Source organism: Curvibacter sp. Hmag1.1, from assembly GCF_059769165.1.
The window spans coordinates 3,189,062-3,213,615 of the sequence record NZ_JBMBGX010000002.1 but is presented as its reverse complement, the minus strand read 5'-3'; the positions used below and the strand labels follow the sequence as shown (position 1 = coordinate 3,213,615).

23 protein-coding genes and 4 pseudogenes are annotated in these 24,554 nt (G+C 50.2%); 14 read left to right on the top strand and 13 right to left on the bottom strand.

The window, feature by feature from the left end; all coding sequences use genetic code 11:
• Window positions 1-169: 169 nt before the first annotated feature.
• From ACOAP0_RS15635 to ACOAP0_RS15625, 3 genes and pseudogenes are all read right to left on the bottom strand, one after another.
• Window positions 170-298, bottom strand: a complete 129-nt coding sequence (locus ACOAP0_RS15635; protein ID WP_498377153.1) for a hypothetical protein — start codon at window positions 296-298, stop codon at window positions 170-172.
• Window positions 299-343: 45 nt separating this feature from the next.
• Window positions 344-649 (bottom strand): annotated as a pseudogene (locus ACOAP0_RS15630) (integrase core domain-containing protein); the annotation flags it as partial.
• Between the two features lie 28 nt (window positions 650-677).
• Window positions 678-1,535: pseudogene (locus tag ACOAP0_RS15625) on the bottom strand (IS30 family transposase); the annotation flags it as partial.
• A gap of 210 nt (window positions 1,536-1,745) precedes the next feature.
• Here ACOAP0_RS15625 and ACOAP0_RS15620 point away from each other — a divergent pair.
• Window positions 1,746-2,024 carry a type II toxin-antitoxin system Phd/YefM family antitoxin gene (locus ACOAP0_RS15620; RefSeq protein ID WP_498377152.1) on the top strand — a complete coding sequence of 93 codons (279 nt, stop codon included), beginning with the start codon at window positions 1,746-1,748 and terminating at the stop codon, window positions 2,022-2,024.
• The gene (locus ACOAP0_RS15615; protein ID WP_498377151.1) at window positions 2,024-2,344 is read left to right on the top strand and encodes a type II toxin-antitoxin system RelE/ParE family toxin; all 321 of its coding nucleotides are present in this window, start codon (window positions 2,024-2,026) and stop codon (window positions 2,342-2,344) included. Before ACOAP0_RS15620 ends, ACOAP0_RS15615 begins: the two co-directional genes overlap by 1 nt.
• Before the next feature lie 342 nt (window positions 2,345-2,686).
• Here ACOAP0_RS15615 and ACOAP0_RS15610 read toward each other — a convergent pair.
• From ACOAP0_RS15610 to ACOAP0_RS15595, 4 genes are all read right to left on the bottom strand, one after another.
• Window positions 2,687-3,807, bottom strand: a protein-coding gene (locus ACOAP0_RS15610; protein ID WP_498377150.1) for an IS3 family transposase whose coding sequence is annotated in 2 segments (ribosomal slippage) — window positions 2,687-3,558 and window positions 3,558-3,807 — 1,122 coding nt in all. Because the reading frame shifts where the segments join, the coding sequence is not laid out codon by codon here.
• Between the two features lie 232 nt (window positions 3,808-4,039).
• Window positions 4,040-4,165, bottom strand: coding sequence for a hypothetical protein (locus ACOAP0_RS15605; protein ID WP_498377149.1), 126 nt, complete (start codon window positions 4,163-4,165; stop codon window positions 4,040-4,042).
• Between the two features lie 281 nt (window positions 4,166-4,446).
• Window positions 4,447-4,743: a hypothetical protein gene (locus tag ACOAP0_RS15600; protein ID WP_498377148.1), complete on the bottom strand. Its 297-nt coding sequence runs from the start codon at window positions 4,741-4,743 to the stop codon at window positions 4,447-4,449.
• A 564-nt stretch (window positions 4,744-5,307) separates the two neighbouring features.
• On the bottom strand, window positions 5,308-5,454 hold the full coding sequence (locus tag ACOAP0_RS15595) for a hypothetical protein (protein ID WP_498377147.1): 147 nt from the start codon (window positions 5,452-5,454) through the stop codon (window positions 5,308-5,310).
• 896 nt (window positions 5,455-6,350) lie between these two features.
• Here ACOAP0_RS15595 and ACOAP0_RS15590 point away from each other — a divergent pair.
• Together ACOAP0_RS15590 and ACOAP0_RS15585 are read left to right on the top strand one after the other, a co-directional pair.
• Window positions 6,351-6,776, top strand: a complete 426-nt coding sequence (locus tag ACOAP0_RS15590; RefSeq protein WP_498377146.1) for a hypothetical protein — start codon at window positions 6,351-6,353, stop codon at window positions 6,774-6,776.
• Window positions 6,777-7,013: 237 nt separating this feature from the next.
• Window positions 7,014-7,268, top strand: a complete 255-nt coding sequence (locus tag ACOAP0_RS15585; protein ID WP_498377145.1) for a hypothetical protein — start codon at window positions 7,014-7,016, stop codon at window positions 7,266-7,268.
• A 229-nt stretch (window positions 7,269-7,497) separates the two neighbouring features.
• Here the strand turns inward: ACOAP0_RS15585 and ACOAP0_RS15580 are convergent, their stop codons facing one another.
• Window positions 7,498-8,364: a Crp/Fnr family transcriptional regulator gene (locus ACOAP0_RS15580; RefSeq protein WP_498377144.1), complete on the bottom strand. Its 867-nt coding sequence runs from the start codon at window positions 8,362-8,364 to the stop codon at window positions 7,498-7,500.
• 357 nt (window positions 8,365-8,721) lie between these two features.
• On the opposite strand from ACOAP0_RS15580, the gene ACOAP0_RS15575 reads away from it, so the two are divergent.
• From ACOAP0_RS15575 to ACOAP0_RS15560, 4 genes are all read left to right on the top strand, one after another.
• Window positions 8,722-9,780, top strand: coding sequence for an IS110 family RNA-guided transposase (locus tag ACOAP0_RS15575; RefSeq protein ID WP_498377795.1), 1,059 nt, complete (start codon window positions 8,722-8,724; stop codon window positions 9,778-9,780).
• 306 nt (window positions 9,781-10,086) lie between these two features.
• Window positions 10,087-11,634, top strand: coding sequence for an IS3 family transposase (locus ACOAP0_RS15570; protein ID WP_498377107.1), 1,548 nt, complete (start codon window positions 10,087-10,089; stop codon window positions 11,632-11,634).
• A gap of 334 nt (window positions 11,635-11,968) precedes the next feature.
• Complete coding sequence (locus ACOAP0_RS15565; protein WP_498377143.1) at window positions 11,969-13,111, top strand: ImmA/IrrE family metallo-endopeptidase; 1,143 nt, start codon at window positions 11,969-11,971, stop codon at window positions 13,109-13,111.
• Window positions 13,101-13,676, top strand: a complete 576-nt coding sequence (locus ACOAP0_RS15560) for a hypothetical protein (RefSeq protein WP_498377142.1) — start codon at window positions 13,101-13,103, stop codon at window positions 13,674-13,676. Before ACOAP0_RS15565 ends, ACOAP0_RS15560 begins: the two co-directional genes overlap by 11 nt.
• Before the next feature lie 769 nt (window positions 13,677-14,445).
• On the opposite strand, the pseudogene ACOAP0_RS15555 reads toward ACOAP0_RS15560, so the two are convergent.
• Window positions 14,446-15,538, bottom strand: a pseudogene (locus ACOAP0_RS15555) (IS3 family transposase).
• 153 nt (window positions 15,539-15,691) lie between these two features.
• Between ACOAP0_RS15555 and ACOAP0_RS15550 the strand changes: the two are divergent.
• On the top strand, window positions 15,692-16,090 hold the full coding sequence (locus ACOAP0_RS15550; protein ID WP_498377141.1) for a hypothetical protein: 399 nt from the start codon (window positions 15,692-15,694) through the stop codon (window positions 16,088-16,090).
• Window positions 16,091-16,654: 564 nt separating this feature from the next.
• Here the strand turns inward: ACOAP0_RS15550 and ACOAP0_RS15545 are convergent.
• Window positions 16,655-16,924: a hypothetical protein gene (locus ACOAP0_RS15545; protein WP_498391464.1), complete on the bottom strand. Its 270-nt coding sequence runs from the start codon at window positions 16,922-16,924 to the stop codon at window positions 16,655-16,657.
• 455 nt (window positions 16,925-17,379) lie between these two features.
• Between ACOAP0_RS15545 and ACOAP0_RS15540 the strand changes: the two genes are divergently transcribed.
• Together ACOAP0_RS15540 and ACOAP0_RS15535 are read left to right on the top strand one after the other, a co-directional pair.
• Window positions 17,380-17,871: a PH domain-containing protein gene (locus ACOAP0_RS15540; protein WP_498377140.1), complete on the top strand. Its 492-nt coding sequence runs from the start codon at window positions 17,380-17,382 to the stop codon at window positions 17,869-17,871.
• 71 nt (window positions 17,872-17,942) lie between these two features.
• Window positions 17,943-18,272 carry a J domain-containing protein gene (locus ACOAP0_RS15535; protein ID WP_498377139.1) on the top strand — a complete coding sequence of 110 codons (330 nt, stop codon included), beginning with the start codon at window positions 17,943-17,945 and terminating at the stop codon, window positions 18,270-18,272.
• 1,214 nt (window positions 18,273-19,486) lie between these two features.
• Here ACOAP0_RS15535 and ACOAP0_RS15530 read toward each other — a convergent pair.
• The 3 genes and pseudogenes from ACOAP0_RS15530 to ACOAP0_RS15520 form a co-directional block, all read right to left on the bottom strand.
• On the bottom strand, window positions 19,487-19,792 hold the full coding sequence (locus ACOAP0_RS15530) for a hypothetical protein (RefSeq protein WP_498377138.1): 306 nt from the start codon (window positions 19,790-19,792) through the stop codon (window positions 19,487-19,489).
• A gap of 530 nt (window positions 19,793-20,322) precedes the next feature.
• Window positions 20,323-20,568, bottom strand: coding sequence for a hypothetical protein (locus tag ACOAP0_RS15525; protein ID WP_498377137.1), 246 nt, complete (start codon window positions 20,566-20,568; stop codon window positions 20,323-20,325).
• 319 nt (window positions 20,569-20,887) lie between these two features.
• Window positions 20,888-21,966, bottom strand: a pseudogene (locus ACOAP0_RS15520) (IS3 family transposase); the annotation flags it as partial.
• A gap of 225 nt (window positions 21,967-22,191) precedes the next feature.
• Here ACOAP0_RS15520 and ACOAP0_RS15515 point away from each other — a divergent pair.
• The 3 genes from ACOAP0_RS15515 (at window position 22,192) to ACOAP0_RS15505 (ending at window position 24,414) form a co-directional block, all read left to right on the top strand.
• Window positions 22,192-22,566, top strand: coding sequence for a hypothetical protein (locus tag ACOAP0_RS15515; protein WP_498377136.1), 375 nt, complete (start codon window positions 22,192-22,194; stop codon window positions 22,564-22,566).
• A gap of 104 nt (window positions 22,567-22,670) precedes the next feature.
• Complete coding sequence (locus ACOAP0_RS15510) at window positions 22,671-23,324, top strand: hypothetical protein (protein WP_498377135.1); 654 nt, start codon at window positions 22,671-22,673, stop codon at window positions 23,322-23,324.
• Between the two features lie 658 nt (window positions 23,325-23,982).
• The gene (locus ACOAP0_RS15505) at window positions 23,983-24,414 is read left to right on the top strand and encodes an HAD domain-containing protein (protein ID WP_498377134.1); all 432 of its coding nucleotides are present in this window, start codon (window positions 23,983-23,985) and stop codon (window positions 24,412-24,414) included.
• The last annotated feature ends 140 nt before the right edge of the window (window positions 24,415-24,554 follow it).

Genomic DNA, 24,554 nt, shown 5'->3' with positions numbered 1-24,554 from the left:
CGCTGCATTATTCTTGGTAGGCCATCAAGCCGCAGACCTGTCTTGCGATCGTTGGCTACCCGTCTGAAGCTGTGGGCCATTCGTGAATTCTGTGTCTACCAAAAGAGGAACACCTGAATTTGTGTGTTTCCCACGGGCCTATCGATGTCAGTAAGGAGATGAATATGATTCAAGCGGATTTCATGTTCTTGTAGCAACTAAAGAAAACGTAGGCATTGCCACCAGCGCGTTTTGCTGCGTACATGGCCATGTCTGCTTTCTTCAGGATTTGCTCACGCGGGCCGTCTACCGGGTACATGGCAATTGAATCGCCCCGAGTATCGATGAGGCCCGTTGGGTTAAGTCAGGCCGGTATGGCTGCCTGACTGGGTAATTGCCAATAGTAATTTTCCTCAGCATCGGCAGGAGGAATATATCCAGTCGGTTCAAGCAACCTGTGGTGGTTGAACCAGGACACCCATTCCAGCGTGGCAAGTTCCAGCGATTCTTTGGTCTTCTAGGGTGCCCTGCGATGGATCAATTCAGCCTTGTACAAGCCGTTAATAGTTTCGGCCAGCGCGTTGTCATAGCTGTCGCCGCGACTGCCCACGGAAGGTTCGATTCCAGCTTCGGCTAGCCGCTCGGTGTACCGGATGGAGACGTATTGGGCGGATTCAACCGGTCGTTGCAACACCGGATTACGCGACAGATTTTTGGTAGTCGTTCAGCGCCTCCGCTGGAGTCTTCCAACCCAGCGTTTTGCGTGGCCTGTTGTTCAAGGTCAGTGCAACGGCTTGAATCTCTCGCTCACTCCACCAGGATAGGTCAGTGCCCTTTGGGAAGTATTGGCGTAGCAGCCCGTTCGTGTTCTCGTTCGTACCACGCTGCCAAGGACTATTGGGGTCAGCAAAGAAGACCTTCACCCCGGAGTCGATGGTGAAACGGGCATGGTCCGACAGTTCCTTGCCACGATCCCATGACAATGACTGCCATAACTGTGTAGGCAGATTCGTCACCGTTCTCTTGAGAGCGTTGGTCATGGTGATGGCTCCATAGTCAGCGAGCGCAGGACCGTTCTTTGTTCGGGGAGTCAGTCCATAGCCCTCCTCGCGCGGCAGGTGCACGAGCACGGTGAAGCGGCTTGAGCGCTCTACCAGCGTTCCAATGGCCGACCTGTCCAGACCGATGATCAAGTCTCCTTCCCAGTGACCGGGTACAGCACGATCTTCTACTTCAGCAGGGCGGCTGGAGATCATCACCTCTTCACTGACATGTGCCCATGCTTTGGCCTGAGACCTTGCCCGCGGCGTGCGCAAAGCACGGCCAGTGCGGAGATAGCTGACCAACTCGCGCTTGAGGGCACCTCGACCTTGAATGTAGAGGGCCTGGTAGATGGCTTCGTGAGAAATGCGCATGGAAGGATCATCGGGGAAGTCAACCCACAGTCGGTTGGCAATCTGCTCTGGCGACCAGCCATTGACCCACTTTCGGTCACCACGATGAGGCTTGTTGCGGCCAATGAAGGGGGCTTGCCGAGGGCCGGCAACCTTGCGCCCTTGAGCATCGTGGACGGGACACTCCCCTCCACACACCTAAGCAGTTGATTCCATTCGGTTTTTTCAAAACCGGCGTTACAAGTGTCCCAATTTTACTGGTACCCCTGAATGTGACACCTGCATTGTCTCCACGACAGGCGGAACGTCAATGCTTGACGACAACTAAATTCGGTACTAAATTTAAACCCATCAGCCCAATGGATTCACTGCATGCCTTCCGTCGCCAACATAAAGTCCATCTCCTACCTGAAAAGCCATGCCGCCCAGATTTCCGAGGATCTGACGCTGAACGGCAATCCGTTCTTCATCACCCAGAACGGTGAAGCCAGCATGGTCATTGAAGGCGTCAAGCAGTACCAAGAGAAGGAAGCCCTGATTGCTGCGTTGAAGGTCATGGCTTTGGGCGAAAAAGACCGCCTGCACGGCAAAGCCATTTCGGCAGCAGAATCTCGTGCGCAATTGGTTGCAGCCCGCCAGAAGCGCAAGTAATGGCGGTCTTCATCCTTCCATATGCCCAGGATGACCTCCTGTCGCTTCAGGAATACATGTTGAATCAATGGAGCGAGTCCGACTGGCTCAAAGCCGAAGACGAAATCTTCGACAAGTTGGCCTTGATTGACACGGGACTTTTAACTGGCCCACCCGTCCAAGAGTTGGCATCTGTCGGCATAGCCGATTACCAGTATGTCCTGACTTCACACCACAAGCTGGTGTACCGGCGCATCAACGGGGATGTGTATGTCTATACCGTCGCAGGGCACAAGCAAGACTTTCCGACATTGCTGATGAAGCGCATGCTTAAGCTTTAAGCAAATGCGCAGCTGTGGTCTCAGGATATCGTGATGAACAGTACCGCTGACATTGAAAACGGATCAATGCCACCCGGAGCCCGAATCTAGTGAGTTTCCTCAAAGACTCCACATGACAAAAGCATCGCTCAGCCTCGCTGAAAGTCTGCGCACTCCAAGGTCTATCACAGAGCCAGACCCTCGAACAGGTAAATTCGAGGAGCCAGTAGCAGCCCAGTTATCGCTGGAAGCACATCATGCCAACGTGGCGGGAATCAAACTTGGTACAGCAGTCCCAGAACCTATCGCAATTCAATTTGAGACGGCGAGAAACCTCTACCTCTATCGACGTCCCCCCCATTTTCAGTAGCACTGGGCTTTGGAGTCCGTGGTTAATTTAACTGGTTTTTGAATCAATGTTTTTGCATAGGCTGTTGGTGTCAAGCCACCCAGTGATTTCTTCGGTCTTTCCTTGTTGTATTCCCGACGCCATGCTTCAACGATCACGCGGGCATGCTGCAGGCTTGTAAACCAGTGCTCGTTTAAGCATTCATCCCGGAAGCGTCCGTTGAAGGATTCGATATAGGCGTTCTGATTTGGTTTGCCCGGTTCGATCAGGAATAGCTGAACACCTCTTGCATGAGCCCAAGTCAGCATGGTGCGGCTGCAGAACTCTTTGCCGTTGTCTGTCCGTATCGCTTTGGGTAGCCCTCTGGTGCTGGCCAGTTGCTCCAGGATTCGCACCAGTTGGTTTCCGCCTAATGCACGCTCTGGCACGATCGCTACCGCCTCATGGGTTGCGTCATCCACCACCGTCAGGCTCTTGATGCTGCGCCCCTCGGCCGTTCGATCAAACACGAAGTCCATGGCCCACACCTGGTTGGCGGCCGTTGGGCGCTCCAAGGGATGTCTGTCGCTCAGAGGAATCTTCTTGCGCTTGCGCTTCTTCACCTGCAAACCTGCTTCAGCGTACAGGCGATCCACGCGCTTGTGGTTGATGAGTTCACCGGCCTGGCGCAGCTTCAGATAAATCATGCCTGCGCCGTAGCGTCGATGCCGCTGTGCCAGGGCAATGATCTTCTCCTTGAGCACACAGTTGCGGTCCTGAGCTGGCTCGTAGCGATAGGCGCTGGCGCTCATGCCCATGATGCGCAACGAGCGACGTTCGCTTAGTCCATGGCTGATCATGTCGCGCACCAGTTCGCGTCTGGCCGGTGCGCTCACCAATTTTTTCTCAAGGCTTCTTTCGTTACCTCGTTTTCCAGCATCGCCTCTGCCAGCAGCCGCTTGAGGCGCCCGTTCTCCGCCTCCAGCTCCTTGAGGCGCTTGGCGTCAGATACGTTCATGCCGCCGAATTTGCTGCGCCAGAGGTAATAGCTGGCTTCTGAGAAGCCATGCCGCCTGCACAACTCGGCTACTGCCAGGCCCGCTTCGGCTTCACGCAGAAAGCCAATGATCTGTTCTTCTGTAAATCGCTTTTTCACGTCCAATCTCCTGTCTCTGGGATTGGACTCCAAGCTTAGGCGCTACTCAATACCGGGGGGACGTCGAGACCACCTCTGCACGCAATCACTCGTTCTCTTCGCGCAAGGCCTGCACCGAATCGGTGACCGTAGCGCTTTGCAGCGCTGGAAAGAGTCGTTCTTTCTTCATACTGGAGTGCTCTTCTTCCCTTATCCCAGAGACCTCCACGCCGCCCTCATCGAGCTTGCCTCGTCAGGTAACGACTTGCTTGTAGTTGCGGATTTCGTAAACCGCCGCGACCTCACGGCTCGAAAGCTGCTCATGGTCCTGGTGGGACAGCACCTGCAACTTGAACTGTACTTGCTGCGCTTGGTCCATAGCCCGTCAGGGCCGAGCAGGCGGTAGTGGCCCACCCAAGTACGGATCTTGTCCTCTGCCACCGACCACTGCCGCGCAAGCAGCTTCGCTCCGCCATCCCCCGTCAAAACAACTCTTGACTAGCTTGAGCTTGAACTCAGTTTCGTACTTTATTATGAAACCCCTTGAAGTTTGCCCAACCTCTGGGGGTCAGTTCAAACCCCGTCGCGATCCACCCGCCATTTTAACGACACCGACTTGCTAATTGCAACTCGCAACGAGTTATTCAGAACGTTCTCCAATTAGTTAAGAAACTTCTTAAATAGCAGTCCGATCAATGGCATTGAAACAATTGAAAATAAAACCCAGAAAACAAAAAAACGCTTTGCTTTTTCTATGTCTTCCTTTGTAGCCGAACTATTTAAAATTTCTCTTTGTTTCGCCTCTATTCTTACCAAGCGATTACCAGTTTCCTTTACTAGATGATCCACTCGATCTAGCTTTTTTTCATCTTCAATTGGAATGCTCTCCTGATGAGAATCATTTGCGGAACTTTTTAGTAGTCTGTATCGCAAATCGAGTTTTTCAGAGTCTTGCATTTCAATTCTTAGTAAGTTGATCTAACTCCATATTCTTCTTGGCATTCGAGACCAATATTGCTCAGAATGTCTTTTTGGAGACAATTCGTATCGACTCCCACCTTCTTGAGGATTGGGTCCATTCACCTGCTCATTTCCACCCCAAGAGAGAGTGAAAAGGCGTGCGTGTTGAATTGATGCAAAGTTGTCAACGGTGAAAGCCGTGGGTAACTCGGGGCGCATTCGGAATTTTCGTTCAATGCACGTCGGGCTTTTTCGCCCCCCCAAAAAAATGGTCACTTTTGTGGCCGCTCCACAATACCGGAAGAACCCATTCGCGGTACTGCCGGTCAATGTACGCGGCCACGTCATCTTTTGCTCAGAGGACTGAGTTACAGGAACAAGATATACCCGCTCGTAATGGACTGTTCGCCACAAGCTTGTGATGAATACGTTGTCCCGCCAAGCACTTTTGCCGTCCATCCTGCGGGTCGCCCCATAAACACCTCCTAGTTGAAGGTGTTGCAACGACCGGTTGAATCCGCCCTGGCTGCTCTGGTCGGTGGTGACGATCTCCGGCAATTCTTAGAGCGCGAATGCTTGCTCAATGATTTCCATGCCTTGGCAGGCTTCCAGCGTAATTACGACTTGGTGTGCCAGAACCATGCGGCTAGCCACATCCACCACGGCAGTTAAGTAGACAAAGCCCCGTTCCATTGGAATGTGGGTCATATCCCGACGCCCAAACTTGACTAGTGCGCAGTTTTGCCACCCTACTCAGAAGGTTTGGATAAACCTTGCTCTATGGGTGACGAGCCGGACTCTGGACATTGAGCGTAGGCGCCCATTCGTTCCATCCACGTGCTCAAGTGGAGTCGGCCAACGTGGATAACTTAGCGCTTTACTCTCCAGCGCATCATGCGAGTGGCTATGAATGGCTGCCCCAGAAAACATCATTCACTAACACCTATTGTCCAACCATGGCATGCGACGGAGCAATATCAACAGGCTCCTAACGGGCTATGGAACCGAACACCCCGGCAGCGCCCTAAAGCAACTGGCGACTCAAGTCGTTGATCTGAGAGGAGTACTGATCGGCTTCCTTGAGCAACTCTGCTAAAGCAACCTTGGCCTTGCATCCCGGCCCGCGTGCTTGAACTCAATCTTCACCGCATGAGGAGCAACCTCGAAGCCTTGCTCGCGCCACCTACTGGATATTCAGGCCTCTTGACTCCAAGATGTAGACCCTTCACGTCGAGTCATTAAGAGCGACTACTCTGGGATGAGCCCCTCATTGCTGAGAAAAAACTGGCTAAAGATTGTTACTTCTTCGAGTTTGTATCCACGTGATCAATTTGAAAAGTCCTATTAGCGGCTTGGCAACTAAAGTCACGTCCAAGAATTACAAGAGGAGTACATATGACAGATCTTGGTGAGCTGGCTAAAGATAAAACCTTGAGTGTCTTGGAGTTATTGCATGCCGACTTCCTTGTGAGAAAAAGGAATTTTGATTGCGTTTTGATTGAGGAGTGTATGTATCTCCTTAGGATGCGCCACATTGAAAGTGAGAAATCAGTCGTAAATCAAATGACATCGACAGACTCAATGAAACTGACTGGAGGAGCTTCATGCTTTTATATCAACTAGTAAATTTTGAAAATGAAGCTTTAGATGTCGCCAGGATAATTCGTTGTCAACTTAAAGTATCTATGGCTCAGGGGTACCGCTGGATTGAGTGGAATGAAAGCATTAAAGCGATTACTCCATATCCTGATGTATCAATTGTTTATGCTAAGGAATTATCTTGGAGAGATTTGGCATCTGTCTTAAACGATGCTAAATCAATGAATGTTATCGTCCTCGGGAATAGTTCTGGGATTCTTGCGTTGCCTTGCTTTAAGGACAACTTTGATGTCTGCGAACTGAATGCCTTTATGCATGGTCAGCTCCAAGAAACTGCTAGTCCAAGGCGGAAGAATCCTCAGTCAAAATGGGTGGAGACAATTCCAATGCCGCTGCCAAACATGAAGCCCGCAAGCATGTTTGAGCGCTAAACGATTGCCAGAGAAAAATCATGTCGAAAAAAATATTCAATTTGAGTGATGCCAAAGACAAGGACAAGGATGGTGAAAACTTCAAGGTCTGGTGTTCGCTTTTCTCTCAGTCATATTTGACTGAGCATGAAATGAAAAAGAATTCGGAAAAACGATGCCTGCTGAATAAACAAATTCAGACATTAAGCAAAAACAGAAAATTAGCGAATTATTGAATACGGTCGGCAGAGAATAAATATGAATTCTGATAATGGCGTGCTTCCCATTCAAAGTGACGGACTTCTTTCTTCCGACCGTTTTAAAAGCCCTGTACTTGTAGTCATCAGAGGTGATGAATTTTTGGTTGCCATAGTAGATGGAGAACCTTATGTCTATAAGTCGTCTATAGATCTGTTGCGACTAATACGCATTTCTGGAATTCGAATTCAAACCGACTCGCCGATTAGTTTGATAGCAGATGATTTTTGGTGCAAAGAGGTGATAGACACCTGAAGGGAAGCTATGACAAAAAGTGAGATTCTCACTACCTTACTTCAAATCAGACAATCTCTCTATCTTCGTGAAGATTGTCTGATTGAAAGAAAAGACGAGCTTGATAAAGGTCTGATGCTCAAAGTCGAGCACTTGATACTTAGATTGCAAATCGACTTAAGGATAAAAGCAATGTAACTGCAGTTCGAAATGTAATTGATATGAACTAGTTTTCTATGACTTGAAAAAACTAGTGAGGAGCACTTTCATAAAGCGACTCAATTAAATCTTCAATAGTGGGATCATACTTGAGAACGCTCATATGTCTTCTTGTAGAAGCGAAAGCATGCCATGCGGGTAAATTTAGTACCTCAATCCTGCCGTATTCGAGTCTCAACCAACCATGTTTTTCAAGTGCATGAATAACAGTTGATAATCTGCTCCGGGAAACACCACAAAGTGAAGCAAGGACGGTTTGATTTATCGGGATTGTGATCTCCGAGCCGAAACCTATGGTGGGAGGTCTGTCAGCGTTATATGCCAATGTTTCTGCAAACTGACTAATCCCAATGACAGAGCGCAGAGCTGGATTACCCAAGCGCATCAACATTAGCATCTCTGACGTTCTCTGGACTCTCCATGCAGAAATTTTTGCTAATTTCGATGCGAATGCAATCTCGGTTTCAAGGAGTTCATGGACAGATGATGACGAGATCTGAAGCAGGTCGACCGGTACCAAGCAACTGTAGTTCGCAAAACTTGGTTTTTGAGAGAGTATCGAGTGTTCTCCGAACCAAGAGTTCTCACCAAACAAAGCCACATGAACATCTTCTTTGTTGGGGGTCACTAATGAGCAAGACACCAGACCATTAATAATGGTACACCAATGCGTGATGTCTTGGCCCTTTGACCAAACCAATTCAGACGCTCCATACGATTTGATGGATGTTTTGGCTGCATAAATTCTCGCTGTGGAATCCGAGCACCCAAGTGAACGCAGTTTTTGATACGCATACCCACCGCCGTAGTGATCTGAATTACCCATTTCGAAAAGCCATTTCAATAATGGAATAATATTATGAGGACATGAACTTGGGAAGCTATCACAATGTTCCACAGGGAACATTTAAAACAAAAAAAGCTTAAAATAACTCGCTTTGAAATTTTCATTCTTTCATTTGCGCAATGATAAACATCCTAATTTCATTCATTCTTTCCTGTTGGCGCCAGTGGAATTTTGACAGTGGGGGGGCAGACAAAATCTTGGACTACCTGGAGATGTAATGGATGCCTCCCTGCCTACGGGCAGGTAAACAGGAGGAGCACTGAGATGAAACAACCGTTTGTCTGAGGTGAAATTCCACTGGAGCTGAAGTGGATCCTCTAATGGATACGGAATTGAAGTGCCCAAGGCGTGATAGACCACGGTCTTCACAAACACCATCGAGGATCCGACATGAATCGTAATGCAGGCATGTATGCAGGGCAAATAATCGGCTTGATCAATGGCGAGCAAGTGGTGGGGTTGGATATTGCCAAGAGTGTGTTCCAGCTGCACACAGTGGATATGCGCACTGGGGAGATCGTCAATGTCTCACTCAAGCGTGCCAAGATGCTTGACTACTTTGCCAATCGTCAGCCCTGCCTGATCGGCATGGAAGCGTGCGGCAGCGCACACCATTGGGCGCGCAAATTCAAGGCACTGGGCCACAATGTTCGATTGATTCATGCCAAGGCGGTACGCCCGTTTGTAGCCGGCAACAAGACCGATGCAACGGATGCACGGGCGATCTGGCTGGCCATTCAACAGCCTGGCACGAAATTCGTAGGAATGAAAACACTGGAACAGCAAGCAACGTTGGTGCTGCATCGCCAGCGCGAGTTACTCATGAAGATGAAGATCATGCAGACCAACGCGCTGCGTGGACTTCTCTATGAATTCGGCGCCACGTTTGCCCGCGGCAAGAACGCGCTGTTCAGTGAGATTGAGGCCACCTTGGAATCACTTGCCAAGGATATTCCACAGTACGTTGCTGAGAGCTTGCGTGAACAAGTCCAGCGGATCAAACAGGCAGAACTGGACATCAAGGCCATTCGGCTGCGACTCGCGCAACGGTTGCGCACCAATGCCGATATGAAGCGCGTAGCTGAAATTCCAGGCGTGAGTTTGCTCACCGCCACGGCGACCATCGCCACGATGGGAGAGGCCAGCGCATTCAAGTCGGCACGGGAATTCTGTGCGTGGCTGGGCCTGGTACCCAAGCAGCGAGGTACGGGGGGAAAGATCCAGTTGTTGGGTATCTCCAAGCGAGGCGATACGTATTTGCGAACTTTATTGATCCACGGTGCGCGCGCCGTACTCACTCATGCCAAAGAGCCTACGCCATGGCTGGAGCAGCTCAAAACTAGGCGTCCAGCCAATGTGGTCATCGTGGCACAAGCGGCCAAGATGGCACGAACGATTTGGGCCGTGACGGCCAGACAGCTGGAGTATCAACGGGGGCATCACAGCATCAGGCCACAAACGGCTTGAGCATGGTGGCCAACATTAACTACCTGAAAGAAGGGATATGGTCAGCCTTTTGAGGGCGAGAGGCAGCAAAGCGAAGTGATGTGAAACAGGTCAGACCGGGACGAGCAAAACCTGAATGAACTACTGGACTTCAACAGTCCGCCCTGGAGATGAGGTGATTGTCAGCGGATTACATAGGGGCCAGTGACTAGCTGGGGTAACTCAGCGAATCACGTTCAAGGCCTGATATAAGGTAGCAGCCGACTTTATTCACAACACGACGCGGGTTTCTACCTATCGCCGGGAGGCATCCATATAAGGTAGCTCGTGTATTCCTACGAAGAGCGAATTCGCGCAGTCAAGCTTTACATAAAGCTCGGAGGGCGTCTTGGTGCAACCATTCGCAAATTGGGTTATCCGACTAAGAATTCCCTCATTAGCTGGTATCGAGAGTACGAGCGAGAGCAAGACTTGCAGGTAGGCTATTCCCGTGCACCCAGCAAATACTCTGCTGAACAGAAGCAGCGTGCAGTCCAGCACTACCTCGATCACGATCAATGCATTGCCGCCACCCTCAGGGCACTGGGATACCCCTGCAGGGAATTACTCACCAGGTGGATCGATGAGCTGCATCCACAGCTGCGCCTTCGTATGGTGGGTCGAGCACCGAATGTTCAGCACCCGCCGGAAACAAAGAATGCTGCAGTAGTGGAGCTGTGCACTAGGACGACCAACGCGCTGACTATTGCCGAATCCGTAGGCGTTTTCAGGCCGACATTGTACAACTGGAAGAATCAACTACTGGGCCGAGAGGCCTCAGCATCCATGAAGCGACGACAAACATCGCAGACGGCACCAAAACCCAAAGACCTGACGGAGTTAGAGCAACAAGTTTTACTGCTTGAACGCGATATCCGGCGTTTGCAGCTTGAACATGACCTCTTGAAGAAGGCCAATGAACTCCTAAAAAAAGGCCTGGGCGTCGCCCCGCAGCTCCTGAGCAATCGGGAGAAGACTCTGCTGGTTGACGCCCTGAAGAATACCTACACACTGGCCGAGTTGCTCTGCGAGCTGGACTTGGCGCGTAGCTCTTACTTCTATCACTGCGCTCGGCTCAGGAATCCAGACAAATACGCCGAAGCCCGTATTGCCATCGCCGAAGTGTTCCAAAGCAATCACCGTTGCTATGGTTACAGGCGCATGCGGGCTGCGCTTGGCAGACGGCATGTGCACATCTCGGAGAAAGTCGTGCAGCGCCTGATGAAGCAGGAGTGTTTGGTTGTTGCCGCCAACAAAAGATGCCGTTACGGTTCATACCTTGGAGAAATCAGCCCAGCACCGGAGAACCTGATTAACCGTGACTTCCAAGCTGAATCACCGAATGAAAAGTGGCTGACAGACATCACAGAATTCCAGATTCCAGCGGGGAAGGTATACCTCTCGCCCATGATCGACTGCTTCGACGGCATGGTGGTGAGTTGGACTATCGGCACCCGCCCGGATTCAGACTTGGTAAACACGATGCTCGACGCTGCTATTGAGAGAGTCGCCTGCAGCGCAAACAGGCCAGTCATCCATTCCGATCGAGGTGCCCATTACCGTTGGCCAGGCTGGCTTACGCGGGTGGACAATGCAAAGCTGATTCGCTCAATGTCGCGCAAGGGTTGTTCACCGGACAATGCCGCCTGTGAAGGATTCTTTGGTCGATTGAAGACGGAGATGTTTTATCCGCGGAACTGGCAAGATGTTTCTGTTGACCAATTCATGCAGACGGTGGACGCCTATATCCGCTGGTACAACGAGAAGAGGATCAAGATATCCTTAGGATCACTTAGCCCAGTTGAGTACCGGGCGAGCCTTGGAATTAACGTTTAACCGGTCCAAGATTTTGTCCGCACCCCCTTTGGCCCAGTCTTCAATTGGAATCAACACTGAAGGTTACGGTAGACGGATTCGTCAAGGCAGTCCTCTTTGGCGATACCACCTTTGCGCCGGCCCCCAAGTTTGCAGAAGCGTTGGTCCACTTTGGACTTGATGCGTCGCACATCGTTGCCCGTTACACCGTAGCGCCGACCTGATCTGCCTGTCACGTGGGAAAAATGACTTTTACTGCGTTTGGCGGTTTCAGGCTGGTTGCTGCCGGTCAACTTCGGCGAGCAAGTGACCGCTGAGGCCGACATCGGCACCAGTCCGCCTATGATGGAGAGCCATGGCCATCGACCTGAAAACCCTAGGCTCCAAACTCGCCAAATACCGAGGGCAGCTCAAAGAGTCCGTCATTGAGGTTGCGTCTGCGACCGGCATTGACGCCGCGCGTCTGACAGCCATCGAGGCAGGCCAAGTCGAGCCAACGGGCGACGATGTGCTGATCTTGGCCGACCACTATCGCTGCGACTTCAAGTTCTTCATATCGAACGAACTAGTGGCGCCGTTCGAGCAAACCGAGACGCTCTACCGCGCCCATGGTAACGACTTCACGAAGGAAGACCGCCGGGCCGTCCAAGAATTCCTCTACCTGTGCGAGACTGAAGACTTCTTGATGCGGGAGCTGGGGCGTCCACCCAAGGACTTTTCTTTTTCCCCCAGCGGCGACTTCTTCAAAGGCCACGGAGAGGCAGCAGCCGCGCGACTGCGCGAAGCACTGGGACATGACGACCGCGCGGTTCCGCGCGATGTCTACGCGGAATTTCGCAGTGTCGGCGTCCACGTCTTCCGCCGCAAGCTGGGCAACTCGAACATCTCCGGCCTCTTCATCACGCATCCGGTCGCCGGCAAATGCACCCTGGTCAATCACAGCGAGGACATCTACCGCCAGCGTTTCAGCGCTACTCACGAAGTGGCTCACGCCATCTTCGACTCCGCGCAAGGCGCCAGCGTCAGCTTTGATGGCCCCAGTTGGTCGGACTATTTGGAGCTTCGCGCCAATCGCTTCGCATCGTGCTTTCTGATGCCACCGGCCTTCTTGAAGAAGCTGCCGCCGCCAAACCAATGGAGCGACGCGGATGCCCTGCGATGGGCCAACGATTTGCGAGTGAGCTGCGTCGCGCTCGCCATCGCTCTCAAAGAGGCCAAGCTCATCGACCAAGCCAACTACGACCGCATCCGCCGATTGCGCGTGCCGCGTGAAGCGAAGCGCGACCCGGAGCTGCCCGATAGCCTCAATGCCACGCAGCGCCAGCGCAAGGCCCACCTCCTGGAACTCGGCCTCTCCGACTTCTACGTCGGCCTGTGCTTCGAAGGTTTCAGCGCTGGTGTGATCAGCATCGGTCGTTTGGCCGAGGCCCTGCTGTGCAGCCACGGCGAGCTCGCCGACCTGGCGAACCTCTATGGCCGGACGCTCCATGGCCATTGACCCGTCGAAGTTTCACCTGATCAATGTCGCCGACACCTGTTCGGTGTGGAACGTGTTGTCGTCGGCTCGGCTGCACTCCGCAGCCAAAGAGGCTCATTGCGAGTTCTGCGTCACCAGCTTCGTGCGCTACGAGTGCCTGACCAAGCCGCGAAAGACCTCGACCCAAGCGGAGACAGAGCTCATGCGGCGCTTGACCCAAGAGCAGGCCCGAGGCGGCTTCGCCGCCCACTCATGCTACATCGGCGACCTACAGGCCATCAAACTCCTTGAAAGCAGGAAAAAGCTGGGCAAGGGTGAGCTGTCCTCCATCGCCTTCGCCATGAAGATTGGCCAAGCCGTCATCACCGACGACATGAAGGCGCGCAAGCTGGCTGAAGATTCAGGCCATGCCCTCGCGCAAACCACTTCGCATCTGTTTTCATGGCTGATCTTCAAAGGCCGCCTTGGTGACTCGGACAAGGCGACCGTCATTGCACAACACCAGTCGATGGAGCGCCCGCTCGCTCCGCATTTCGAGAAAGCCTACGAAATGGCGCTGCAATGCAGGCTCAATTCGATGCCGTGACCCATTACCCCCACACTGCGCAAGAAGGGGGAGAAATTGGCGCTTACAGTTCTCGCATGCTTGTCAGGTTCGACACCGTTGCCCCTGCGTACTTGCTCTTCCGAGGCGAAATACCTCTGCGCGCCGATACCCAATTTGTGGAATACCTCAACGATCGGCATGCCGGTCTAGACTTCCCTCGGTATTTCCACTATCTGCCTCACCGAATATTTTCTCTTTCTCATCGGCCCATTCTTTTTGGGATGGGGGACTCTCTAATATCTGCTGCTTACTTGGTAGGGGAACTTACGAATGATGGAGCAATAGCATCACTCTATAGCAATCGAGAAAAGTATTCAGGATTTTTTGGCTAAATATACACACATTCGCAGGCCTGCGACTTTCATCAACAAAACATTGGTCTGTTGGAAAAAGAAGAATTAAATTCGCTTAATTTTTTAGTCAAAAAAGCAGTTCACAACTGAAACTCTCGACGAATTAACAAGATACATGAATTAATAATTGCCAAGTCGAAATTTTTATCATTTTTTCGCGCCATCTCAACTTCCTCGCTGAGCACTCGAAGAAATAGAACAGCGAATTCTGCATCTTGTTTTAGATTAATTAATGCACCCATATAAACCTCTACCTCTAATATTAAAAAGATAGTATTGATTTTTCACAGAGGAAGTTATGGCAAGAGTGTATACTGGGAGACAATTTAAGCCAAAGAGTCCTGAATAGCCCGGTAACCCCTTCCCTTATTCCACTGGACCTAAGAGTAGAACGGTTATGCGGCCATGACCAGACGCTGCTTTAAGGTGAAAGCGCCCACGGCCATTTTCGGGCGGTCATGATTGTAGGACCATATACATTGCGTGGCGAAGTCCTGAACCTCTTCAATGCTGGACCAGTAATGCTGGGATAACCATTCGTAGAGAGCTGTCCGATTGAACCGTTCTACATAGGCGATCTGCTGTGGTTTGCCTAGCTTGATGTATTCGATCCTAACGCCCCATTCTTTGGCCCAGTTCTGGATGGTGCCGCTGATGTTCTCCGGCCCATTGTCGCAGCGAATCACCTGCGGTTTGCCGCACCAGGAGATGATCTGCTTCAATGCCCAGATCACCTGCTCCGAGGGCAGCGAGAATTCAACCTCAATGCCCAGCGCCTCACAGTTGAAGTCGTCGATGACATTGAACAAGCACAGGTTACGGCCGTCCTCCAACTTGTCGTGCATGAAGTCCATCGACCAGACCAGATTGATGACCTCTGGCACCTTCAGCGGCTCAGGTTTCTCACTCACCAGGCGCTTCCTAGGCGTGATGCGCAGGTTCAGCTCCAGCGCACAGTTGATGCGGTACACGCGCAAATGGTTCCACCCAAAGCTCTCCACGTTGCGCAGGTACAAGTAGCACAGGCCACATCCCCAGTTGCGGTGGTTGTCCGTCAGAAGGACCAACCAATCGGCGATCAGCGCGTTCTCAGCGTTCTGCTTGGGTTCATAGCGGTAGCAGGACTCGCTGATCGAAAACACCGCGCGGCCCAGGCCACCCGTATGGTCAGGCGACGCTGCTCAACAACTTCCTTGGCCATCTCGCGCCGGCGAGACGGCCGGGTTATTTTTATGCGAAGTACTCGTTGGCGATCTCAGCCTTGAGCTTCTCTTCGAGGTACATCTTGCGCAGGCTCCGGTTCTCGTCGTCGAGCTCCTTCATGCGAGACATCATAGAGGTGTCCATGCCGCCGAACTTGGCGTGCCACTTGTAGAACGTGGCGGTACTGCTGCCCAGTTCCCGACAAATCTCCGGCACCGGCAGACCGGTTTCAACACGTTTGATGGCAGCAATGATCTGGCTGTCGGTAAATTTCGACTTCTTCACCTAGAACTTCTTGGGAAATCCCACTTCTCGGTCCTTTGGTTTATCGGGGGATTGCCCAATACAGAATTCCAACCATTGTTTCCCGGAGAACAGTCTTTAAAGACAATAATTACCACTTCGTTATAGTGAATGTAATTTAAATAAATTGCATTCATGCGAGTCCATATAGTTTATTTTTTAATGACTTTTGCCTGTTGTCCAGCTTTTGCAGGAATCACCATCGGCACCCATTTGCAAACTGTGCATTCGACTCCAGGCTATAACGACAACAACCCTGGGTTGTACATTCAACTCGAAGGCGGTTTTACTGCGGGTAGTTACTTCAACAGCGCGCGTAGGCAGTCAAACTATGTTGGTTTAACTATGCCAGTTTTTGGTGGTATGTTTGATGTGTCGACGGTGGTACTAACGGGCTACCGTATTGACCCCCTGCCCGCAATTATTCCCTCCATAAGAGTAAATCTTCCGAACGGATTTGGAGCACGCATTTCTTTGCTGCTACCACCAAACTCTGCATCGGCAATTCATCTCTCGCTTGAGCACACTTTTTGATAGGAATACAGGCTCTGTATTTCAGTTTGCAGGGACAACTACGGCAAGATTTTCCTTCCCCTCCAATAAATCATAGAAAATACAGCATTTCAACAGATGCCCCTACCCAGTTCAATAGCACTGGGTTGTAGTAACTGGTGTAATTATTTACTGCACTTTGAATCAATTTTTCGCATGGGCATATGGTGTAAGGCCACCTAGTGATCTCCTGAATCTTTATTCGTTGTATTCCCCCCCCCGAATTACACTGACCTGTTGCAAGATGGTAAATCGATATTCTTTCAGGTTTTCGTCCCAAAACTGACCGGCGAACTATTCGATTTATGCTTTCTAATTGGGCTGGCCTGGCCCAAACAGGTACGATTCACAACGCGTGCATGGGCCCAAGTAAATATTGCACAACTGCAGAACTCTTTGCAGTTGCCTATCCGGATAGCTTTGGTCAGCACCTATGGTGCAGGCAAGTTGTCTCAGGATCCAAACCAGTTGATTTCGGCCAAATGCACGCTCCGGCACAAACGCGTATCAATTGGCATGAATAGCCTTCAACTACCGTCAGGCTATTCATGCTGCGACCTTCATCCTTGCAATCAGACATGAAGTCCATAAATCAACCAGATTGGCAAATGTTAGACGCTCCAAGTGATGCCTGTCGCTCAGGCAAATCTTCTTGCGTCTACGCTTCTTGACTTGCAGGCCCGGCCCTGCATACAACTGGTCTAGTCGCTTTTGATTGAAGATCACGCCTTGTTGGCGCACCTTCAATAAATCGCGCCTGCGCCTTAGTGTCAATGTCACCGAACCAGGGCAAAGATCGTGACTTTGAGTGCGCATTTACTATCTTAAGTTGGCCCTTACGGTTTGCACTTGCGCAAGGCAATAGCAGGCCTATGGGTTGCCGTACCTGCAACACAGCCCAGCACCTCGCCCAGCGCACCACAACTGCACGCTGGGAACAAACGATTTATGCCTCATTAAATCTCCTTCCGAAGCCCGATCCAATCTTTCAGTCGGATTGGACTCCTAGCCTTGGCGCCGCACAAATCCAGAGAAACTTGGCACTAGCTTAGCAAAACAAATAAAAACGTCACCGATACACATTCCTCCCAACCGAATCGCTTTCAGTTGGAATTTCAAGCACTAGACATGTCTTTAATTGTCTCTCAGTAGTCAATTGCCAATGATTCACAGGGGGCAAAGACGCGAAAATATCAAAGATATTAGTACTCTATCAGCTTCAGTGGAGATTTAACTCATCTTTTTGACTTCGAACGAATACAAATTGCCTTATGAATTACGTTCAGTCCAGTTTAATGCCGGGCGAAAAAATAATTTCAATTGCCAAAATTCACTGGATAGATTTCTTTTCCCTAACAATTTCAGTATTTGGAATGCTATTGTCTCTCTTGATTAGCGTTAGTCTTTGGCCTGTGTTCATTACTGGAATATTCCTGCTGATTCAAAATTGGTTAAATACTAGCTCAACAGAGTTAGCAATAACCAACAAGAGAATTATTGCGAAAATCGGCTGCCTTCACCGAAAAACCGCCGAGGTAACATTAAATAGAGTTGAATGCATTCATATATTTCAGAGCAGACTCGGAAGAGTTTTTAATTTTGGAACAGTCCTAATTGAGGGGAGAGAGTCTGAAAATATTGTAATTTCAAAAGTATGTACACCATTTCAGTTTAAGAATTTTGTCTCTGAAGCGATCACATTGCACAGCACTATTTCTAAACTCCAAATGGGTAATGCTCTCAATCCCCCACATGAAAATTAAATATATTCTTGCTCTGCAATTAAAATTAAATCGGAATTTCCATTTTTTCCGTCGCATGTGATGTTAGATATATGCAGACACTTTACGAAATACTTGAAGTCAACACTAACGCTAGTGGGGAAGTCATCCGAGCTGCTTATCGCTGTCTTGCCCAAAAACACCATCCCGACAAATCACTGCCTACCGAATCTGGCGACAGAGAAGGAAAAATGTCCGAACTAAATTATGCATATTCAGTATTATCTGACCCTGAAAAAAGAAACAGATATGATTTACAAATCGGATTAGAAAAAACTATAGGCGACCGACGTAAAGTGGATGGAGCATTTTGGAGTAAGAGACCGTCTAGTCGTGATGAAAAAACATCAGTAAGGCCCTTTGGCTTTAGGCCCCTAGCATAACTACAAATTAGACCTATTGCGAAACTTGAGTAGAATTCAATTCAATTACGTAAAGCATTTATCTCCGCCATAGAAGCAGAGCAAATAGTTTAATAACCCAGAAACTCAAATTCAGCATTAGACAAATAATTAACTTCAGCTCGGAAACGAGAACGCAACAAGTACTCTTAATCTATAACAAAAATCAATTTATTAAAGGAGAATAACTTGCCAGGATTTTTTATTGCTGCACTTTCAGCTGCATGCATGATTTCTTTTTTTCTTTTAGGTTTCCCAAAAATCTATTGCGCCATCTATGGAATATTTGCCGGAAACTTTATCTATCTATTTAAAGCAGCCTATAACTACTACTCAGAGCGAGAATAAATATTTACCTTTCGAAAGTCATTAAATCATGTCGAAGAGAATGAAGTATGAGTTGCTTTCTTAACAGTTGCTTGACCTCAGGGATGAGTTAAATCAGTTATTACGCTCACTTCGCGACTTGAGTTTTAATTTATCCAGATCAGAAAACGGCGATGAGAAAACAGTCTTGATAGAAATTTTTGAACGTCGGAACTAAGTAGCCCTTAAATGAGCTGCAACCGATTTTGGCGATTAATTTGTCTGGAATAAATAAACCCAACGTCACAGTGCACTTCTTATGTCTGAACGAGCGATTTTGTATAAAGCGTAAAGTGGTTAAGGAAAAAATCCTGTTCTTGGTCTACATTAAATTCAATCCGTCCGTCTACTAGGTCTTCGGGCATACACTACTTCCCCCCTAGGTTGAACAGTTGATCAATGAAGGTAAGCCAAACTAAACATCGAGAATGCACCGCGGCTTCAACCAGTTAAGGTGAGTAGCTATGCAAACGCCAGATCGATGATCTGCAGTGGGTCTTCGACGGAGCGATTTTGAATCTAAATTCCAGAATTGAGGCCCCCATTGCTGGTATACCCGAACGAATAGTGATCCTCAGGCCTTTGCGGGGATTGGTCAAAGAAGACATAGAGGTGAGCCTAGTCAAGCCGTAACCCTGGTTCCATATTTCCAAGTGCATATCGAGTGACTTTGGCACAAAATTAACTCCCCGTGTTTATAAACAGTTTGTCCAACTCATCAAGGGCATAAACGTTGAGAGTCAGGTATTGAGTTCCTCCTAAGCAACTGACTCTCCTGACAGCCAAGACGGGCGAATGGCGAGAGTCACTGGCCGAACAGCCTATCAAATCTATAGACATGACACGAAATTAAGCAGCGAAGAAAGCCTCAGGAGGCTTATCAGCATGCGGATGTTGTGCCCGGAGTCGAACAGCACTGCAATCAGGACATCACCCAGAGAGCCCCTGAATGGATTGCAATAGAGCTCGCCGTCGCTCTTTATGCGTCTGATGATCGAATCATTGGCGCGGCGCAGTTTAATCATCGCTTTCTTCGTGCGAGTCACACTTTGCCGGTGGTTCGACCGGAGGATATGCAGGTCCTCGACATTTTTGACCTTGACCACCAACATCATGTGCGGATGCTGGTTGGCCAAGATGCCCACCTGCTAGACGTTTTCCTCAAGTGTATGTCCGTCGATCGGATTGCAAGGCATCAAGTACATACCCACTACCAAGCCTAGCTTGGTCACTGGAACCATATCTGGGCCGCTTCTGTCCACATTACTTCCATTGGTGGCCAGAACACAAATGCTTCCATGCAAAGTTTTCAATTGCTTCCAATTTCTGGTGTGAAATTGGTAGGTGTTTGACGAAACATGCGTAGCTTACACAGATTCATCAAAAAGTGTCTTTTTAAAACGGAATTATTATTGTTCAGTGTGGAACAGATATGACTCAATCGCCTGTTACCAAAGTTATCTGCATTTAACCAAGCGATCATTTGTTGGTCCAAGCTACTTCTGTGTTGAGGCCCTGCTGGGTTCTTTAGGGCTTAGAGGATGCAAAGTTCGGTCAGAACCTTCTCATACGCCTGAAGCCCCAAAACATATCGAAGTGCCGCGTCAGATTCAACGATTGACCCCTGTGCATTTGAGCTAAGACGGGATGAAGTTTGGGATGCAATCTAACAGTTGACGAGTCTTGGAGCCAGCTCGCCAGAGAGATCTGACGCAGTGACTTTTTTGGCCTCATAACTTAAGTTTTTAGGATGAAACATCCTTGTCGCGAGCTTGGGGTTGCTCAAAGTGAACAGTTCAGTATTTCCTTTCGGAGTGCCTATATCGCTGAACTGATATGGAAATTCACTGACCAGCAGTTGGCCGACAACTTGAATCAGCCTTTGACAGCCAAAGGTCGGGAAACGCTGCATTCCGACCTTTCATCGTGCCCGCCAGTCAATTGTTGCTCGAACGTCAGTTTCTTGAACATGAATTCAGATTGATCGGGGACCGCTTTGGGTCGACAGCGTTGATTGTTTCTACGCCATCTGATGGCGTTTCACCGAGGGTCCACTGTTCTAATTCCCGAAGAATAGCGGCTCAATAGGACCTTGAAGAAACACACATCACAGGTGGAAATCGTGCATTGAATCCGTCTGAGATTCGAAATGTCGTACCGATCCGAACAAAAGCGACGTCCCCCCATTTTCAGTAGCACTTGGGTTTGGAGTCCGGGGTTAATTTAACTGGTTTCTGAATCAGTGTTTTTGCATAGTCGGCCGGTGTCAGTCCGCCCAGTGATCTCTTCGGTCTTTCCTCGTTGTATTCCTTCCTCCATGCTTCAACGATCACGCGGGCATGCGGCAGACTGGTGAACCAGTGCTCATTCAGGCATTCATCGCGGAATCGCCCGTTGAATGATTCGATACAGGCGTTCTGGTTGGGCTTGCCGGGTTCGATCAGAAATAACTGAACACCCCGTGCATGGGCCCATGTCAGCATGGCCCGGCTGCAGAACTCTTTCCCGTTGTCGGTCCTGATCGCTCTGGGTAAGCCTCGCGTGGTGCTCAGTTGTTCCAGGATGCGTACGAGCTGATTCCCGCCCAATGCACGCTCCGGCACGATCGCCACGGCCTCATGGGTTGCGTCATCCACCACCGTCAGGTTCTTGATGCTGCGTCCCTCGGCCGTGCGGTCGAATACGAAGTCCATAGTCCATACCTGGTTGGCTGCGTTTGGCCGTTCCAAGGGATGCCGGTCGGCAATCGGGATCTTCTTGCGCCTGCGCTTCTTCACCTGCAGGCCTGCTTCGGCATACAGACGGTCTACGCGCTTGTGGTTGACGAGTTCACCGGCTTGGCGAAGCTTCAGATAGATCATGCCAGCGCCGTAGCGGCGATGGCGCTGTGCCAAGGCGATGATCTTTTCCTTGAGTGCGCAATTGCGGTCCTGGGCAGGTTCATAGCGGTAGGCGCTGGCACTCATGCCGACAACACGTAAGCAACGGCGTTCGCTCAACCCATGACTGACCATATGGCGCACCAGTTCGCGTCTGGCCGGTGCGCTCACCACTTTTTTCTCAAGGCTTCTTTCGTCACCTCGTTCTTTAACCTCGCCTAGGCCAGCAATCGCTTGAGTCGCCCGTTCTCCGTTTCCAGCTCCTTCAAGCGCTTGGCGTCAGACACGTTCATGCCGCCAAACTTGCCGCGCCAAAGGTAATAGCTGGCCTCTGAGAAGCCGTGTCTGCGGCACAGCTCGGCGACCGCCAGGCCCGCTTCCGCTTCCCGCAGGAAGCCAATGATTTGTTCTTCGGTAAATCTCTTCTTCACGTCCAATCTCCTGTCATATGGGATTGGACTCCAACATCATTTGCTACTCAAATCCGGGGGGACGTCGAAAGGTACCCATTTATGGTACCGATGCGATTTGCTCAGGTTCTATTGGTATCCGTTTGTGGGATGTGCGCCTTGGGAAGGATTATTGGGATCCGCGAAACGCAATTCCGCGTTTGGTGATCCGATGGATTTTTTCATCGCAAATTTTGGGATACCAACATGCCTGAACCCTTCAAGTCCGACATCTCCCCGTCACATGAGCTCTCATCAAGGGCGGCAGTACCAGGCGACTTTCCCCGCTATCCCCTTCCCACTGCGCCTGCAGGCACTCAGACCAAGCTTCCCGCTCGCCTGATCAACGGCAAGTATGTCGTCAGGCTTACCCCCCTGGAACAGTTTGAACACCACTATGTATACCTGGATTTCATGAACCAACTCATTGCATACGCACATGCAAAGCGAGACCAGAGGCCCAAAGTGCCACTTGTGGAGATCGTGGATGAGATCGTCAATCACATGTCCTTGCATGGCTGGAATCTCAGCAAAGAGGGACAGGCGTGGGTAGCAAAGCAACTCATACAGAGTTTTGAATGAAGATACTCGTCTGCAGGAAACGAAGTTGTATCCGTCTTCCTGTTGCAACAACATTGGTCCGTTTTTCCTGTCGGGTTCAGTCTTAGCGTTTTATGGAGTCCTCAATGAAGATTGAAGCCGTTCGTTCACAACCCTATACCCAAAAGTTCATTTGTGATCGCTGTGGTCGTCAAGCCGAACGAGATGACATGGACTGTGAATTCCATGAGTTCATGTCTATTCAAAATCGAGCCGGATACGGTTCCATCTTCGGTGACGGAAATCGGGTTGATGTTGACCTTTGCCAACATTGCGTCAAAGATACCTTAGGTGCTTGGATTCGAATCACTGACCCTCTCGATGGCTACAGCCAAGATGAACATGGGGGGGATTTCCCGGACGAGTCTGAACGGTCTTTTAGGGCACGTGCAAAAGCAAACATCGCCAAGTCAATCGTAAATGATGATGGTGTACCTGCAGACCACGTCATCGCAAATTTGGCAGAACGCCTCGACCAAGTAAGGAGTGAGAAGCGCCAACGCCAACTTATCGAACAATCCGGTCGACCCTCGTCATCCAATTTCTTCGGAATTGGAACTCCGGTATTCACCAATAAGTCAATTCCGGACTTGGACTTAGAGGCTGGTGCTTACGGCTCGGTCATCCACGTTCATGACACCACCGACCTGGTTGACGTCGAGTTTTTCAATGACGCTGACGAGTCAACAAGTGTCAGAACAGTTGAGGTCCAGTACCTGAACGCATGGAAGTTGAAATGAGAATCCCCAGTCTTGAGGCCATGCGCCGATTACAACGGGAGTACCAGCGCTCCCACCCAAGGCGACTGTCTGCAGGCGGACTTTATTTTCCCCACAGCTATGCTGACATGACACCAGAGAGCCTAAGCAGCTGGGATGACGTAGGCTTAATTTGGAATAAACGCCGAGTGATAGTTTGGTGGCAGCATCCCAGACATGTCTATTACGAGGCTCTGTGGGATGAAGTCTACAAAGTGGTGGGTGACGGCCCCTCCGACAGTTGGTTAACAGAGGGTGGTACCAAGAACTACAAGCGGGTTGGTCGTTCCAGAAAGAAACTGGTATCCACCACACTGCGGGAGCCATCGCCTGATAAGCGGGCCTACTATGACCTTCTCAAGACGACGTTCGAAAGTATCAGTAGCGTAGGCATCGAGCACACCGTACCTGTCAATTGGAAACCACGGCGACTTAGGTGGGCCATGGGTGTCAACATCATTGCGCCTTTGGAAGTCCGCAACGAAACGGACTTGGCTGAGCTTGCAAGCTTGGCCAAGAGGCTGATCAAGGGACAGACTGACCTGAGCTGTCTATCGCTACTCCAGCCAAGACTGGCTCCGAGAGCGCGCTCTGCAATCAGGAAAAACGACCTAGGTGCTTGACCAAGGATTGCACACCCATGACATCCCCATTCATCTTGTTCCTCGACTTCGATGGAGTGCTGCACCCGGATCCGCCAACTGGCGAAGCTTCGTTTTTCTGTCGAGCGTTCTTGCTACAGGAATGGTTAGAAGCGCATCCGCATGTGGATGTTGTGATCTCCTCCACCTGGAGACTCAAGCGTTCTCACCCAGAACTTCAAGCCCTGTTTCCCCAATGGGGTGATCGGATCGTTGGCGTCACGCCTGACGTCCCTCAGGAAAGCTATCAAAGACAGCACGAGTGCGAAACCTGGATGCGAGATCACTCGGATCCCTGGATTCCATGGCTTGCTCTGGACGACCGTTCATGGAATTTCCGGCCTTTTGAAAAGCGGCTCGTACTAACCGACCGAAAAATCGGACTGACTGAAACAGATCTCGTTTGCTTGACGAAGGCCATGGGCACTTAAATGACTTCTTTACTACCTATCGTTTGCATTGATCCGGACTTCAAAAGACTACCGGCCCTAAGCAGCGCACGAATAGAAGCTTTGCAGCGAAACGGATATCCGCTCTCTGTAGCACGCTTGGATTTGGCTTACACTCCGAC